The 13,884-nt window shown below is 55.0% G+C and carries 12 protein-coding genes and 1 pseudogene; 8 read left to right on the forward strand and 5 right to left on the reverse strand.

Annotated elements, in window-relative coordinates:
• Window positions 1-85 precede the first annotated feature (85 nt).
• A complete protein-coding gene (locus KQI26_RS04950; RefSeq protein WP_216503465.1) occupies window positions 86-1,408 on the reverse strand; it encodes an S-layer homology domain-containing protein in 1,323 nt (440 codons plus the stop codon).
• Between the two features lie 205 nt (window positions 1,409-1,613).
• Here KQI26_RS04950 and guaA point away from each other — a divergent pair, with 205 nt between their 5' ends.
• Window positions 1,614-3,152: a glutamine-hydrolyzing GMP synthase gene (gene guaA / locus KQI26_RS04955; protein ID WP_118746728.1), complete on the forward strand. Its 1,539-nt coding sequence runs from the start codon at window positions 1,614-1,616 to the stop codon at window positions 3,150-3,152.
• Between the two features lie 196 nt (window positions 3,153-3,348).
• Here guaA and KQI26_RS04960 read toward each other — a convergent pair whose 3' ends face one another.
• Window positions 3,349-3,882, reverse strand: a complete 534-nt coding sequence (locus KQI26_RS04960; RefSeq protein ID WP_004221664.1) for a helix-turn-helix domain-containing protein — start codon at window positions 3,880-3,882, stop codon at window positions 3,349-3,351.
• Window positions 3,883-4,073: 191 nt separating this feature from the next.
• On the opposite strand from KQI26_RS04960, the gene KQI26_RS04965 reads away from it, so the two are divergent.
• From KQI26_RS04965 to tet(W), 6 genes and pseudogenes are all read left to right on the forward strand, one after another.
• Window positions 4,074-4,274 carry a DNA-binding protein gene (locus KQI26_RS04965; RefSeq protein WP_033524007.1) on the forward strand — a complete coding sequence of 67 codons (201 nt, stop codon included), beginning with the start codon at window positions 4,074-4,076 and terminating at the stop codon, window positions 4,272-4,274.
• Window positions 4,275-4,277: 3 nt separating this feature from the next.
• Window positions 4,278-5,354, forward strand: coding sequence for a site-specific integrase (locus KQI26_RS04970; protein WP_004221659.1), 1,077 nt, complete (start codon window positions 4,278-4,280; stop codon window positions 5,352-5,354).
• A 2-nt stretch (window positions 5,355-5,356) separates the two neighbouring features.
• On the forward strand, window positions 5,357-5,677 hold the full coding sequence (locus KQI26_RS04975; protein WP_004221657.1) for a hypothetical protein: 321 nt from the start codon (window positions 5,357-5,359) through the stop codon (window positions 5,675-5,677).
• A 7-nt stretch (window positions 5,678-5,684) separates the two neighbouring features.
• Window positions 5,685-6,840, forward strand: a pseudogene (locus tag KQI26_RS04980) (helicase RepA family protein).
• Window positions 6,841-7,293: 453 nt separating this feature from the next.
• Complete coding sequence (locus tag KQI26_RS04985; RefSeq protein WP_004221652.1) at window positions 7,294-8,637, forward strand: plasmid recombination protein; 1,344 nt, start codon at window positions 7,294-7,296, stop codon at window positions 8,635-8,637.
• Window positions 8,638-9,008: 371 nt separating this feature from the next.
• The gene (tet(W), locus tag KQI26_RS04990; protein WP_216503466.1) at window positions 9,009-10,928 is read left to right on the forward strand and encodes a tetracycline resistance ribosomal protection protein Tet(W); all 1,920 of its coding nucleotides are present in this window, start codon (window positions 9,009-9,011) and stop codon (window positions 10,926-10,928) included.
• Between the two features lie 355 nt (window positions 10,929-11,283).
• Here the strand turns inward: tet(W) and KQI26_RS04995 are convergent, their stop codons facing one another.
• The 3 genes from KQI26_RS04995 to KQI26_RS05005 all read right to left on the reverse strand — a co-directional run bounded on the left by KQI26_RS04995 (window position 11,284) and on the right by KQI26_RS05005 (window position 13,548).
• On the reverse strand, window positions 11,284-11,628 hold the full coding sequence (locus KQI26_RS04995) for an N-terminal phage integrase SAM-like domain-containing protein (protein ID WP_253292682.1): 345 nt from the start codon (window positions 11,626-11,628) through the stop codon (window positions 11,284-11,286).
• 94 nt (window positions 11,629-11,722) lie between these two features.
• Complete coding sequence (locus KQI26_RS05000; protein ID WP_216503467.1) at window positions 11,723-12,874, reverse strand: cell wall metabolism sensor histidine kinase WalK; 1,152 nt, start codon at window positions 12,872-12,874, stop codon at window positions 11,723-11,725.
• A complete protein-coding gene (locus KQI26_RS05005) occupies window positions 12,871-13,548 on the reverse strand; it encodes a response regulator transcription factor (RefSeq protein ID WP_216503469.1) in 678 nt (225 codons plus the stop codon). The genes KQI26_RS05000 and KQI26_RS05005 overlap by 4 nt, the downstream gene beginning before the upstream one ends.
• A 170-nt stretch (window positions 13,549-13,718) precedes the next feature.
• Between KQI26_RS05005 and KQI26_RS05010 the strand changes: the two genes are divergently transcribed.
• On the forward strand, window positions 13,719-13,865 hold the full coding sequence (locus KQI26_RS05010) for a CD1871A family CXXC motif-containing protein (protein WP_177613775.1): 147 nt from the start codon (window positions 13,719-13,721) through the stop codon (window positions 13,863-13,865).
• Window positions 13,866-13,884 lie beyond the last annotated feature (19 nt).

The raw sequence follows: 13,884 nt of genomic DNA on the forward strand, positions 1-13,884 counted from the left end.
TGTTCGGTTTGGTTCTATTGCCTAGCGCGGCAGCGCAGTTTGGGTGCAGCGTCACGCTGCTTGGCCGTCCCGACACGGGACCGTGCTATTTCAGGAAGTCCCAGAAGCCCTTTTCTTCCTCATCACCAAGCTCCATGGCCTTGTAGACCATCTGCACTGCTTCCGAGCGGGTCAGGCTGTCATTGGGGCGCACAGCGCCGTCGGTGGTCTGCAAAATACCGGCCTGCAAGGCATTCTGCACCGCCTGAGCAGCCCACTGGGGCACCTGGGCGGCATCTTTCAGATCCATGGGCAGATTCACCCCGGCGGGCACATCCAGGGCCCGGTCCACAATGGCCGCCGCTTCGGCCCGGGTGATGGGTTCGTTGGGACGCAGCACCTTACTGCCGCTGCCGTCGGGACTGCCTTCCACCACGCCGGATACCAAGGCTGCCGCCGAGGCCGCTTTGGCCCAATCCGGGGTCTGGGCATCGTCGGCCAGGCCGCTGGGCACTGCCATGGAGGGCAGGGGAATGTCACTGGCCGCCATAGCCATGGCGATGAACTGAGCCCTTGTCACCGTTTCCTCCGGATCCAGGAAGTGATCCGTCCCGATCTGCTCCCCGGAAAACACCCCGGCTTCGGTGAGCTTGATGGCGGCGTAATGGGCCGGGTCATCTTCCAGGTCGGCGTAGCGGATCGTCTCTTTTTCCTCCTGTTTTTTCACGGTCACCTTCACCTGGGCCGGGTTGGAGGAGTTTCCCTGGGCATCGGTGACATAATAAGTGAAGGATTCTTCGTAACTTTTGCCCTCTTTGGGGGTGTAACGGAACGCGCCGCTTTCGGTCACTTCCGCGGTGCCTTTTTTGGGTTTTTCCATGATGGCAAAGGACAGAGCATCCCCTTCGGCATCGCTGGCCTCCAGCTGTCCGGTGAGGGGCAGGTCCACATAGGTCTCAAAGGAAAGGGAAGTGGCGATGGGGGCGCTGTTGGGGGTGTCGCTCAGGTTGATATTGACCTGCACGCCTTCTTCCCCGGCGCCATAACCGGCAAACACCGGCAGAAAAGAGAAGCTGGCCTGGGTGTCACTTTCTCCCGCCGGCTCAAAAGAGAGGGTGGAAAGGCCATCCAGAGAGACGCTTTCCCCCTGGGAAAGGGGCTGGCCGCCCAGAAGCAGGGTGCCTGCGGCGGTGTCGGGCAAAGCCGAAACCACGATGCCCTCCAGGGTGTCTTCCCCTGTCAGGCGGGTGGTGAAGTCCTCCTGGGAGAAGGTGACGGTTTTTCCGGCGTCCTCCACTTTGGAGAAGGTGGTCACCGCCGGAGCGGGGTCTTCCTTTTCCAAAAGAGCAAAAGCGGCGGGCAGAAGAGCGCAGGCCGCTAGACTGCTGCAAAAGGCCGCGCACCGTATTTTCCATGTGCGTTTATCCATAAGGTGTTTCCTCCAGTCATGCAAAAATAGAAGGGAGGGGCAAAAGCGTCCCTCGGTCCCTTTGGAGATAATGTCCCCCTGGAAAGGGGGAATATTCCCTTGCAAAGGGTGATAAATATTGCCAGGAAGCCAGAAAAAGGTTGAAATTATCGACCATTTGTGAGATGATAAAAGTAATCGATTTAAGCCAACAGGAGGATGCACAATGAGTGAACGCAGCCGCGTTTTGATCCTGGATTTCGGCGGGCAGTATAATCTGCTCATCGCCCGCCGTGTGCGGGAAAGGGGAGTCTATTGCGAGATCAAACCCTATAACACCACGATGGAGGAGATCCGTCAGTTTGCCCCTTCGGGCATCATCTTCACCGGCGGCCCTTCCACCGTCTATGAAGAGGGAGCGCCCAAATGCGATCCCGCCGTTTTTGAGATGGGCGTGCCTGTTCTGGGCATTTGCTACGGCCAGCAGCTGATGACCCTGATGCTGGGAGGCACCTGCAAGGCCGGTCAGGTGCGGGAATATGGCAAAGCCGAGCTTTGGCACAATTCCAGCAGCCTGCTTTTTGAGGGCGTGCGCCAGCAGTCGGTGTGCTGGATGAGCCATACCATTTCGGTGGATCAGCTGCCGGAGGGCTTTGTCACCAGCGCCAAAACCAAGGATTGCCCCACCGCCGCCATCGAAAACCCGGAGAGAAAGCTCTATGGCGTCCAGTTCCATCCCGAAGTGATGCACACCGAGGAAGGGACTTTGATCCTGGAGAACTTCCTGTATAAGATCTGCGGCCTTTCCAGCGAATGGACCATGGCAGCCTATTCCAAGCAGGCCATTGAAGAGATCCGCCAGAAGGTCGGCAATGGCCGGGTGCTTCTGGCCCTTTCCGGCGGCGTAGACTCTTCGGTGGCCGCCGCGCTGATCAGCCAGGCCGTGGGCAATCAGCTCACCTGCGTGTTTGTGGACCATGGCCTTCTCCGCAAGGACGAAGGGGACATGGTGGAAAAGATCATGGGTGAAAAGTTCGATATGAACATCATCCGGGCCAATGTGCAGGATCGTTTCCTCACAAAGCTCCAGGGCGTCACCGATCCGGAGCAGAAGCGGAAGATCATCGGCGAGGAGTTCATCCGGGTCTTTGAGGAAGAGAGCCGCAAGATCGGCGCCGTGGACTTCTTGGCCCAGGGCACCATTTATCCCGATGTGGTGGAAAGCGGCCTGGGCAAAAGCGCCGTCATCAAGAGCCATCACAATGTAGGCGGTCTGCCCGACCATGTGGATTTCAAGGAGATCATCGAGCCGCTGCGGCTTTTGTTCAAAGACGAAGTGCGTGCTTTGGGTCTGGAGTTGGGTCTGCCGGAAGAGCTGGTATGGCGTCAGCCCTTCCCGGGACCGGGTCTGGCTGTGCGGGTCATCGGCGAGATCACAGCGGACAAGCTGGCCATTTTGCGGGAGGCCGATGCCATCTTCCGGGAGGAGATCGCAAATGCCAAGCTGGACCGGGACATCAACCAGTATTTTGCCGTTCTGACCAATATGCGGTCGGTGGGCGTCATGGGCGACGAGCGCACCTATGATTATACCCTGGCCCTGAGAGGAGTGGTCACCTCGGACTTTATGACCGCCGACTGGGCCCGCATCCCCTATGATGTGCTGGAGAAGGTCTCCAACCGCATCGTCAACGAAGTGCCCCATATCAACCGTATTGTCTACGACATCACCAGCAAACCCCCCGCAACGGTGGAATGGGAGTAACAGCACAAAACCCGGAAAGCCTTGAAAACACTGGGGTCTTAAAGCGGAAACGGGGCATTTGATAGCAAATTGATAGCAGATACCAAAACCGGATTTACTTTGTTCACTCCCGTATAACGGGTGGTTTGCGGGTAAATCCTCCATATCCTAAGAAAAAGGTCTTGCTGACTTTCACCAGTCGGCAAGACCTTTTTTGTTATTTGTCTTTTCTCTGTTTCTTCAATCCTTTTATCAGAGCATCGCTTAATTCCTTCGAGGGGACTTTGGCCCACCGCTGGGTGGTGTCGTACTTCGGGTAGTTGTAGCGCCAGCGGTCATAGTCCTCCTTGGTGATCTCCCCGGCCTCCAGCTTCGCCGCCTGTTCCCGCCACGCAATCAAGATTTTGTTCAGCTCACTGGCTTGACGGCCTCCCTGAAAAATATCTGCTTGCAGGCAGGCACGTCCATCCGCCTCTACCACTTTCAGACTGTAAACATCCTCCAAGGCGAACAGCGTATGGGCCAAACCTATGTAGTTGTCTATGTCCGGGACGCTCAACGCCTGGGGCGATACATCTAATGTATGCGCCAGGGCAGCGGTCAAGTCGGCCTTCGGCGTCCGGGTGCCTGTTTCGTACTGTGCCAGACGAACATCGGCGGAACGCTCTGGAAAGCCCACCGCCATACCAAGATACTTCTGTGTCATACCCCGGAGGGTGCGGAAAAAATGGATGCGCTCTCCTATTGCCATAAATGCCAACTCCTATCTGGTGGTTTCTGTCGAAAGTAGTATAACATATTCGCTTAGTAACAGTCAAGAGTATCTTAAACAAAAAAGTTAAAAATTATTCCGCAAGCCACTTGACAAAGCAAATTTGCTTAGTTATAATATATTAAGCATAAAGGCTTAGTTTTCGAGCCATGAAAGGAGGTGAGCTCACAATGGCAAGCACCATGTTCATGCGGGTGGACGAGGTAGCGGAGGAATTAGGGGTTTCTGTCCCCTATGCCTATAAGCTGATTCGTTCCATGAATGCGGAGTTGAAAAAGACGGGCTGTATTACCATTTCAGGCCGGATCGACCGCAAATTCTTCCACGAAAAATTTTATGGCACAAGGGGTCAGAGTGAAAGGAGTGATTAACCTATGGCGGCGTTTAAGAACAAGGCCAACGGCACTTGGTACGTCCAGTTCCGCTATACGGACTGGAAGGGAGAGCGCCAACAGAAGTTGAAGCGTGGCTTTGCCACCAAAAAGGAGGCCCAGACGTGGGAGCGGGAGTTCCTGATGCAGAAGCAGGCCGATGTGAACATGACCTTTGAGAGCTTCGCCCAGCTCTATGAAAAGGACATGAAGCCCAAGCTGAAGCTGAACACCTGGCTGACAAAAGAGAGCATTATCCAGAAGAAAATCCTGCCGTATTTTGGAAAGCGGAAACTGTCGGAAATCACCGCCAAGGATGTGATGGATTGGCAGAACGCGATCCGGGAGTTGACAGACGCCAAAGGAAAGCCCTATTCCCCCACCTATCTCAAAACCGTCCACAATCAGTTGAGCGCCCTCTTTAACCATGCTGTCCGCTACTACGGCCTCCAGGTCAATCCTGCGGCCAAGGCCGGGAACATGGGTGTGGAGGAACGGCGTGAAATGCTGTTCTGGACGAAGGACGAGTATTTGAAGTTTGCCGACGCCATGATGGACAAGCCCCTCTCCTACTACGCCTTTGAAATGCTCTACTGGTGCGGTATCCGGGAGGGGGAACTGCTGGCCCTCACCCCAACAGACTTCGACTTTGAGGCGGGTACAGTGTCCATCAGCAAATCCTATCAGCGGCTCAAGGGCAAGGACGTGATTACCACCCCCAAGACGAAAAAGAGCAACCGTGTCATTAAGATGCCCAAATTCCTCTGTGGAGAGATGGAGGACTACTTAAAGATGTTTTACAGCACCGGGGCAAATGAACGGATTTTCTCTGTCAGCAAGCACTATCTCCACCATGAAATGGACAGAGGTGCGAAAGCGGCGGGAGTGAAGCGGATCAGGATTCACGACCTCCGACATTCACACATTTCCCTGCTGATTGATATGGGCTTCACCGCCCTGGCAATCGCTGACCGGGTGGGGCATGAGAGTATCGACATCACCTACCGCTACGCCCATCTGTTTCCTACAAGGCAGACGGAGATGGCGGACAAGCTGGACTTTGAAAGGATGGGAACGTAACCATGTCACTGAAAAACCGAGACAACAAAAATCGCTGGAGGAACAAGACCGTGGCCTTCCGGGTGTCCCCGGAGGAAGATGAACAGATCGAGGCCGCTGTGCGGCTCTCCGGCCTGACAAAGCAGGACTACATCACAAGACGCCTCCTGTGCCGGGAAGTAGTGGTACAGGGTAATCCCAAGGTCTACAAGGCCCTGCGTGACCAGCTTGCCGCCGTTCTGGACGAACTGCGGCGGGCCGAGGACGGGGCTGGCGTGGACGATGAACTGCTGGACACCATTCAGATGATCGCCGCTATCATGGGCGGCATGAAGGAGGTTTGATAGATTGATGGATTCCAAGGAAACGAAAGGGACTGTCCCGGTTCCGTCTGTTGGCGCAGACGGGGAACAGCCCATTTCACAAACACCCACCGCAAGTATAACAGAGGAAACGACAGAAAACAATCCCCCTGAAAAAAATTATGCGGAACTGCTGCGGAAAATGCAGCGCATGAATGACCCGGCGTATCTCCCCACGATTTCCATGAACGAGTTGTACGAGAACGTCTATCAGAGCAGACCGCCCGTCATTGACGGTCTGCTCTATCCGGGGACGTACCTCTTTGCGGGAGCACCCAAGGTGGGCAAGTCGTTCCTGATGGCCCAGCTTGCCTACCACGTCAGCATGGGCCTCCCCCTGTGGGACTATCCCGTTCACAAGGGGACTGTCCTCTATCTGGCGCTGGAGGACGATCACCGCCGCTTGCAGGAGCGGCTTTACCGGATGTTCGGCATGGACGGCACCAACGACCTCCTCTTTTCCATCTGTGCCAAACAGGTTGGCGCTGGGCTGGAGGAACAGCTAAAGCGGTTCGTGCAGGAACACCCCGACACCAAGCTGATTATCATTGACACCCTCCAGAAAATCCGGGAGGCTGGCGGGGATAAATACAGCTACGCCAACGATTATGAGGTGGTGGGAAAGCTGAAACGCCTCGCTGACGCTTGCGGCGTCTGTCTCCTGCTGGTACATCACACTCGCAAACAGCAGGCCGACGACAAGTTTGATATGATCTCTGGCACCAACGGCCTGTCGGGGGCGGCGGATGGGGCCTTTCTTCTTCAGAAGGAGAAGCGGACAGACGACACCGCCACCCTGGATGTGGTAGGACGTGACCAGCAAGACCAGCGGCTCTATCTCACCAAGGACAAGGAACACCTAACATGGACACTGGAGCGGATGGAAACGGAGTTGTGGGTAGAACCCCCCCGACCCGGTGCTGGAGGCCGTAGCCGCTTTTATTACGGCGGAGAGGCCGTCCTGGAGCGGTACAGCCACGGAGTTGGCAGCGGTCCTGCAAGTGGATATGAAGCCTAACGCCTTGGCTATGCGGCTGAACGTCCGGGCCGGGAAACTGGCGGCAGAGTATCACATCCATTATGAGAACACCCGTACCCACGCCGGGAGAAGTATCAGCTTGACGCTGGAGCCTCCCCAAGCGTGACGACCGTGACGGCTTTTTTGAGAGCGGGGGCGGTGTCTAAAACATCGTCACGGTCGTCACGGCTGTCACGGGGGAGCGGGGTCAAATGTCAAGGGGGCATACCTACGGGTGGAGATTGCCGCAAGGCAATACAACCCGAACCCCTTGACATTTGGCCCACGGAGGACACTTGCCGGGTGGTGGAAAGGCACAGCCTTTCCACCTGCCCAACGGCGAGTGGAAAAGTTTAGGCGGGGTGCAGGGTGCCCTTTTCAAAGGGCGGCCCTGCTGGGGGAGGCAACCGCAGTTGCGGGGGGCAAAGCCCCCGCACCCCCTCGGGAGAGCCCACGGCACTTTCGCACCAACGGGGCGAAAGTGTCATAGTGGGTTATTACACTTCCCGCAGGAAGTGACTCCCCCGAACCCCCGTCCATTTTCAACAACCAAACATCTGAAACAGGAGGATTTTTGCCTATGGCGAGAGGCGACGGTATTGACCGTACCAACGCAAGAAATATGAGGCTGACCGAAACCAAGATCGGCAACACCCAGCAGCACAACGAGCGTGAGAAGGATTCCTATGTCAACCAGGACATTGTACCAGAGCGGACGCCGCTCAATGTCCATTTCAAGGCCCCATCTGCAGGGTATCAGGAGATGTTCTCCCAAATGGAGGCCGATGGTGTGATCTCCACCCGTGGCATTAAGGCGGACGCATTTCGATACGGTGAGTTGGTCTTTGATGTGAACTCCGCCTACTTCTACAATCACGGCGGCTATGACTTCGCAAAACAATTTTACACCGACGCTTACAAATCCGCAATCAAAATCGTAGGTGGAGAGCAGTATATTTTGTCGGCGGTCATGCACGCTGACGAGCGCAACCGGGCCATGTCCGAGGCGCTGGGGGAGGATGTGTACCACTACCACCTTCATGTGGTCTATATCCCGGTGGTGAAGAAGGAGATACGATGGACAAAGCGGTGCAAGGACAAATCCCTGGTGGGCAAGGTCAAGGAAACCGTTATGCAGGTCAGCATGAGCAAAAAGTGGGCGTCCCAGCCCGCAGTAGACGAGGCCACCGGGGAGCCATTACGAACAGCAAAGGGCAAGCCTGTTCTGAGAAAGTCGTACAGCGTCTTGCAGGATGATTTCTTTCAGCAGATGCGCTCCGCTGGCTACACGGATTTGGAGCGTGGAGAGCGTGGCAGTTCCGAGGAACATCTGACGGTCACGCAGTTCAAGGTGAAGTGTGAACAGGAGCGGTTGGCACAGCTTCAAGAGGCGGCTGTGCTGGCCCAGGCCGAGGTTGACCGAAGGAACAGGGAGGCGACAGCTGCCGAAAAGAAAGCGGCCCAGGCCAAGGCCAAACTAAACGATGTGGCCCCCATGCTGAAAGGCATGGAGAAGCTGGCGGAGGAATTTTCCAGCGACCCGGAACAGGTCTTGCCAGAAGCGGGGCCGCTGGAATCAGCCAGGGCCTACCGGGAGAAAAAGGCCAAGCCCTTATGGGCGAAGATCGTCAAGGTGCTACGGTCTGTCTATCGGGCCTACTGTGACCTCAAATCCAAATTTGAGCGGCTGCAAGCGGACTATGGCCGGGAGGTCAGCAAAAACAGTTCCTTGTCAGAAAGGATTTACGAGGTCTGCGCCGAGCGAGACAGCCTAAAGGGAAAGGTCAGAGACTATGAGCGGGTCAGGCGGGCCATTGGCACGGAACAGGCGGACAGAATATTAGAGGCCGCTTACCAGCAGGAACAGGCCGAAAAGGAACGGAAACGGGCCGCAAGGCAAAAAACAAGGGTAGGCGCACGATAATCACCAAAACCGGAGGGTGTTCCAGTGAATGCCCTCCTGATTTATTTGGGGAATCGGGTAAAATAATTTCTTGTTTTTTAGAGCGTACTATGATATACTACTATTATCCTGATTTGAGGAGTCTACCAAATATGCGGCAAGGTATTCTTAAATAAAATTTGATAATGGGCGCAAAAATGATTGCCCCTTGCAGGGGCTTAGTTTTTGTACCCAATTTAAGAATACTTTTGCCTTTTTAGTAAATATCGTGACGGACAGCGGCTCATGTAAGCCGTCATACTTCTGTTTGTCCGAAGTCATGATCCCCAGCGGTAAAAGTATTAGCCGCTGGGGATTTTTGCGCCCATTTGGGCCTTGTATGGAGGATAGACATGAACATTATCAATATCGGGATTCTTGCCCATGTAGACGCTGGAAAGACAACCTTGACGGAGAGCCTGCTATATGCCAGCGGAGCCATTTCAGAACCGGGGAGCGTCGAAAAAGGGACAACGAGGACGGACACCATGCTTTTGGAGCGGCAGCGTGGGATTACCATTCAAGCGGCAGTCACTTCCTTCCAGTGGCACAGATGTAAAGTCAACATTGTGGATACGCCCGGCCACATGGATTTTTTGGCGGAGGTGTACCGCTCTTTGGCTGTTTTAGATGGGGCCATCTTGGTGATCTCCGCTAAAGATGGTGTGCAGGCCCAGACCCGTATTCTGTTCCATGCCCTGCGGAAAATGAACATTCCCACCGTTATCTTTATCAACAAGATCGACCAGGCTGGCGTTGATTTGCAGGGCGTGTATCAGTCTGTTCGGGATAAGCTCTCCGCCGATATTATCATCAAGCAGACGGTGTCGCTGTCCCCGGAAATAGTCCTGGAGGAAAATACCGACATAGAAGTATGGGATGCGGTCATCGAAAATAACGATGAATTATTGGAAAAGTATATCGCAGGAGAACCAATCAGCCGGGAAGAACTTGTGCGGGAGGAACAGCGGCGGGTTCAAGACGCCTCCCTGTTCCCGGTCTATCATGGCAGCGCCAAAAAGGGCCTTGGCATTCAACCGTTGATGGATGCGGTGACAGGGCTGTTCCAACCGATTGGGGAACAGGGGAGCGCCGCCCTATGCGGCAGCGTTTTCAAGGTGGAGTATACAGATTGTGACCAGCGGCTCATCTATCTGCGGCTATACAGCGGAACGCTGCGCCTGCGGGATACGGTGGCCCTGGCCGGGAGAGAAAAACTGAAAATCACAGAGATGCGTATTCCATTCAAAGGGGAGATTGTTCGGACAGACACCGCCCATAAGGGCGAAATTGTTATCCTTCCCAGCGACAGCGTGAGGTTAAACGATGTATTAGGGGACCAAACCCGGCTCCCTCGTAAAAGGTGGCGCGAGGACCCCCTCCCCATGCTGCGGACGACGATTGCGCCGAAAACGGCAGCGCAAAGAGAACGGCTGCTGGACGCTCTTACGCAACTTGCGGATACTGACCCGCTTTTGCGTTGCGAAGTGGATTCCATCACCCATGAGATCATTCTTTCTTTTTTGGGCCGGGTGCAGTTGGAGGTTGTTTCCGCTTTGCTGTCGGAAAAATACAAGCTTGAAACAGTGGTAAAGGAACCCTCCGTCATTTATATGGAGCGGCCGCTCAAAGCAGCCAGCCACACCATCCATATCGAGGTGCCGCCCAACCCGTTTTGGGCATCCATAGGACTGTCTGTTACACCACTCTCGCTTGGCTCCGGTGTACAATACGAGAGCCGGGTTTCGCTGGGATACTTGAACCAGAGTTTTCAAAACGCTGTCAGGGATGGTATCCGTTACGGGCTGGAGCAGGGCTTGTTCGGCTGGAACGTAACGGACTGTAAGATTTGCTTTGAATACGGGCTTTATTACAGTCCGGTCAGCACGCCGGCGGACTTCCGCTCATTGGCCCCGATTGTATTGGAACAGGCATTGAAGGAATCGGGGACGCAGCTGCTGGAACCGTATCTCTCCTTCATCCTCTATGCGCCCCAGGAATACCTTTCCAGGGCTTATCATGATGCACCGAAATACTGTGCCACCATCGAAACGGCCCAGGTAAAAAAGGATGAAGTTGTCTTTACTGGCGAGATTCCCGCCCGCTGTATACAGGCATACCGTACTGATCTGGCCTTTTACACCAACGGGCGGAGCGTATGCCTTACAGAGCTGAAAGGATATCAGGCCGCTGTCGGTCAGCCGGTCATCCAGCCCCGCCGTCCAAACAGCCGCCTGGACAAGGTGCGCCATATGTTCAGTAAGATCACTTGATACACCACAGCGAGGAAGGTTATTGCATTTCCCTGTCTTTCGTGGTAAAATGTAGTTGTAAACCACCAGAGAAACCAATCTAATTTTACCGTTGATAGCCATTTCCTTGATAGCCAAATGATAGCAAAAGTTCGGCAAGCCCATAGGATAAGGATAATAGGTATCAGGAAAAATCAAATGGTATCAAATTCCCCAAACAAAAGCGTTTAGAATTAAGTTTCATTTTGCGAGTGGGAATAAATATTTCGTGTTTTCTGAATCCTGAAAAGCGTTGGTAATACAGCGTTTTTCGGGATTTTTCTTTTTTTCTGGCTACAAATTGGCTGCATTTGCGGCGTTTTTTGCAGCCAGAGGCTCACGGCATAATGCCGTCAAGCTGTCTGGCTGCCTCCACCTGCTTGTTGGGGTACAGGTGGCTGTATCCATAGTACTTGACTGCGTAGTTGAAAATTGCCGTAAGCTGGTTGTTGATGCACTTGAGATAGGTTTGAGAGTAGGGCTTGCCGCTTTCATCGCGGTAGCTGGTCAGGGAGTTCTGCCGCTGGCGCACATGAATGGGCTTGATCTCGTTCAGCGGGATTTTCTTGAAGAAGGGCGTTACCTTCAGGTCGATCAGCCATTTCCTGCTGGCAGCGGTGGAGGGCTTGAGGCGGTGCTCCATATCCTTGACATACAAAGCGCTGAAGTCACCGAAGGTCATACCGAGGCTGCCCGTGGATTGGCTGATGAAGTCCTGTTCCCATTGAAGGGCTTCCTTTTTGGCGGTGAAGCGGCGAAAAACGAATAAAAGGGTTTTAGGGCTTCGTTGATTGTTGCGTTGGCAGCTCCACCGCGATGGTCGTGCCCTTGTCCGAGCTTTTTTCCACCCAAACGGAGCCGCCGTGGAGAGCGGCGATCTCCCACACCAGAGAAAGCCCCAGTCCCGCGCCGCCGTACTCCCGGCTGCGGGATTTGTCTACCCGGAAGAATGGCTGGAAGATGCTCTGCTGATACTGTTCCGGGATGCCGCAGCCGGTGTCGGAGACACGAATCCGGAGCTTTTCCGGCTCCTGTGTGACGCAGACCCGCACCGAGCCGCCTGGGCGATTGTATTTGACGGCATTTTCCGTCAGGTTGAAGAGCAGACGGTAGATCAGCGCGTCGCTGCCGGTCATGACGCCGTCGCCATCCGCCGTCAGCGTGATGCCGCGCTTATCTGTCAGCGGCGCGAGGTCTGCGAAGATCTCCTCGACCATGGGCGCAAGCTGAATCCGTTCGTTCCGCGCCACCTGCTGCAGGTTGCTCATTTCCAGCAGTGTTTTTGTCATCTGAGTCAGCCGCTCCGTCTGCTCCCGTAACAAAGAAAGAAATGCTGCTGTTTCCGGCAGTACATCGGAGTGCTCTGCGGAGAACAGCTCCAGCTGCGCCTGCATCAGCGCAAGCGGCGTGCGCAGCTCGTGGGCGGCGTTGCCAGTAAACTGCCGCTGAGCGGCAAAGGCGTTGTTCAGCCGTTCAAGCATCTGATTGAAGGAATGGCTGAACTGGCGGAACTCTGGCAATATGTCCTCGTTGATCTTCATGTCTGCAAGGTTGCTCAGCTGCACCTGCTCCACCTGCGAGGCAAAGCTGCGCAGAGGCTTGAGGGTGCGTCCGCTGACGAAGTAGGCAAGCATGCCGCTGAGCAGCGTCACCGCCGCCGTGATATACCAGTTGGCCGTGCGAAAGCGCCCTTGCGCCCCATCGACGACGATGGTCAACTCCTCGTTGGGCGCTATGAGCTGCGGGTCAAAGCTCGCCATGTCTTCGTCATTTATAATAACAGAGCCGCCGCCCTGTAAGCTGTCCGCAATGGTGTCCATATAATACACGCCGGACAAGCAGAGCAGCAGATTCATGGCGACGCAGGTGACACCGATGAGCAGAACGGTCATCAGTGTGATGCGCCATTGCAGGGAAATTTTTCTCATGCTTCCTCCCCACCCATCAGATAGCCCTCGCCGATGCGGTTGCGGATGGGGTCATGACCCAGCACGGCGCGGAGCTTTTTGCGCAGGGCAGAGATATGTACCCGGATGGAGTTGCTGAAGCTGTCCACGCTGTTGTCCCAGACATGCTCCATCAGCTCCTCCTGACTCACCGGTCGGCCCTGATGTACCATCAGATATTCCAGGATCCCCGTCTCCTTGCGGGTGAGCGTCAAGGTCTGCCCATTGACGGCGGCGGTGCGGGAACGGGTGTCGAAGCTCAGGCTGCCGCAGGTCAATATCACATCCTGCTGGGTGAACTGCCGCAGGGTCAGGCTGCGGATGCGGGCCTCCAGCTCGGCAAGATGAAAAGGCTTTGCCAGATAGTCGTTGGCGCCTGCATCCAGTCCCTCCACCTTGTCCTCCACCTCACTGCGGGCGGAGAGGATCAGGACTCTCGTCTCCCGGTCTGTCTGCCGCAGGGTGCGCAGCACCGTCATGCCGTCCTTTTTCGGCAGGTTCAGATCCAGAAGCACCAGATCGTAGCGCTCCACGCCAAGAAGCTCCAGCGCCTTCTCACCGTCGTAGCAGCAGTCTACACTGTATGCCAAACGCCGCAGGCTGCGGACGATCGTTTCGCACAGAGCGCGTTCGTCTTCAATAACCAAAAGATGCATGAAAGTCCTCCTTTATAAGCTTCCTTTATTTAAGCTTCATTTATAAGCTTCATTCGATTGCCTTCAGTATAGCAGAAATAGATAAGGTTTGTGTTAAATTTCTGTTCTTAACAGGGACTTTAACTCTCCCGCGCTATGATGGAAGCACAAAACAGAAGGGGTGATGAAATTTGAGTCACGGAAAGAAGGCATCGGCGCAGATCGCGCTTCTGCTCGCCGGAGCCGCCATGCTGTGCTTTGGCATCTGGCGGGGCGAGGCAGAGATGGTGCTGAGCAAAGCAATCAAATTATGTCTGGAGTGTGTAGGCATTGGGTAAAAAGTTTTCAGGTGTTTCA

Origin of the sequence: Intestinimonas sp. MSJ-38 (genome assembly GCF_018917925.1) — a bacterium.
Taxonomy (GTDB): Bacteria; Bacillota; Clostridia; order Oscillospirales; family Butyricicoccaceae; genus Pseudobutyricicoccus.

Bases quoted from the DNA above. Each gene is read 5' to 3' on its own strand.
- KQI26_RS04965 (WP_033524007.1), top strand. From the start codon at position 4,074: ATGGCAAGCACCATGTTCATGCGGGTGGACGAGGTAGCGGAGGAATTA.
- KQI26_RS04985 (WP_004221652.1), top strand. From the start codon at position 7,294: ATGGCGAGAGGCGACGGTATTGACCGTACCAACGCAAGAAATATGAGG.
- guaA (WP_118746728.1), top strand. From the start codon at position 1,614: ATGAGTGAACGCAGCCGCGTTTTGATCCTGGATTTCGGCGGGCAGTAT.
- KQI26_RS05005 (WP_216503469.1), bottom strand. From the start codon at position 13,548: ATGCATCTTTTGGTTATTGAAGACGAACGCGCTCTGTGCGAAACGATC.
- KQI26_RS05000 (WP_216503467.1), bottom strand. From the start codon at position 12,874: ATGAGAAAAATTTCCCTGCAATGGCGCATCACACTGATGACCGTTCTG.
- KQI26_RS04950 (WP_216503465.1), bottom strand. From the start codon at position 1,408: ATGGATAAACGCACATGGAAAATACGGTGCGCGGCCTTTTGCAGCAGT.
- KQI26_RS04960 (WP_004221664.1), bottom strand. From the start codon at position 3,882: ATGGCAATAGGAGAGCGCATCCATTTTTTCCGCACCCTCCGGGGTATG.
- KQI26_RS04970 (WP_004221659.1), top strand. From the start codon at position 4,278: ATGGCGGCGTTTAAGAACAAGGCCAACGGCACTTGGTACGTCCAGTTC.
- KQI26_RS04995 (WP_253292682.1), bottom strand. From the start codon at position 11,628: ATGACCTTCGGTGACTTCAGCGCTTTGTATGTCAAGGATATGGAGCAC.
- KQI26_RS04975 (WP_004221657.1), top strand. From the start codon at position 5,357: ATGTCACTGAAAAACCGAGACAACAAAAATCGCTGGAGGAACAAGACC.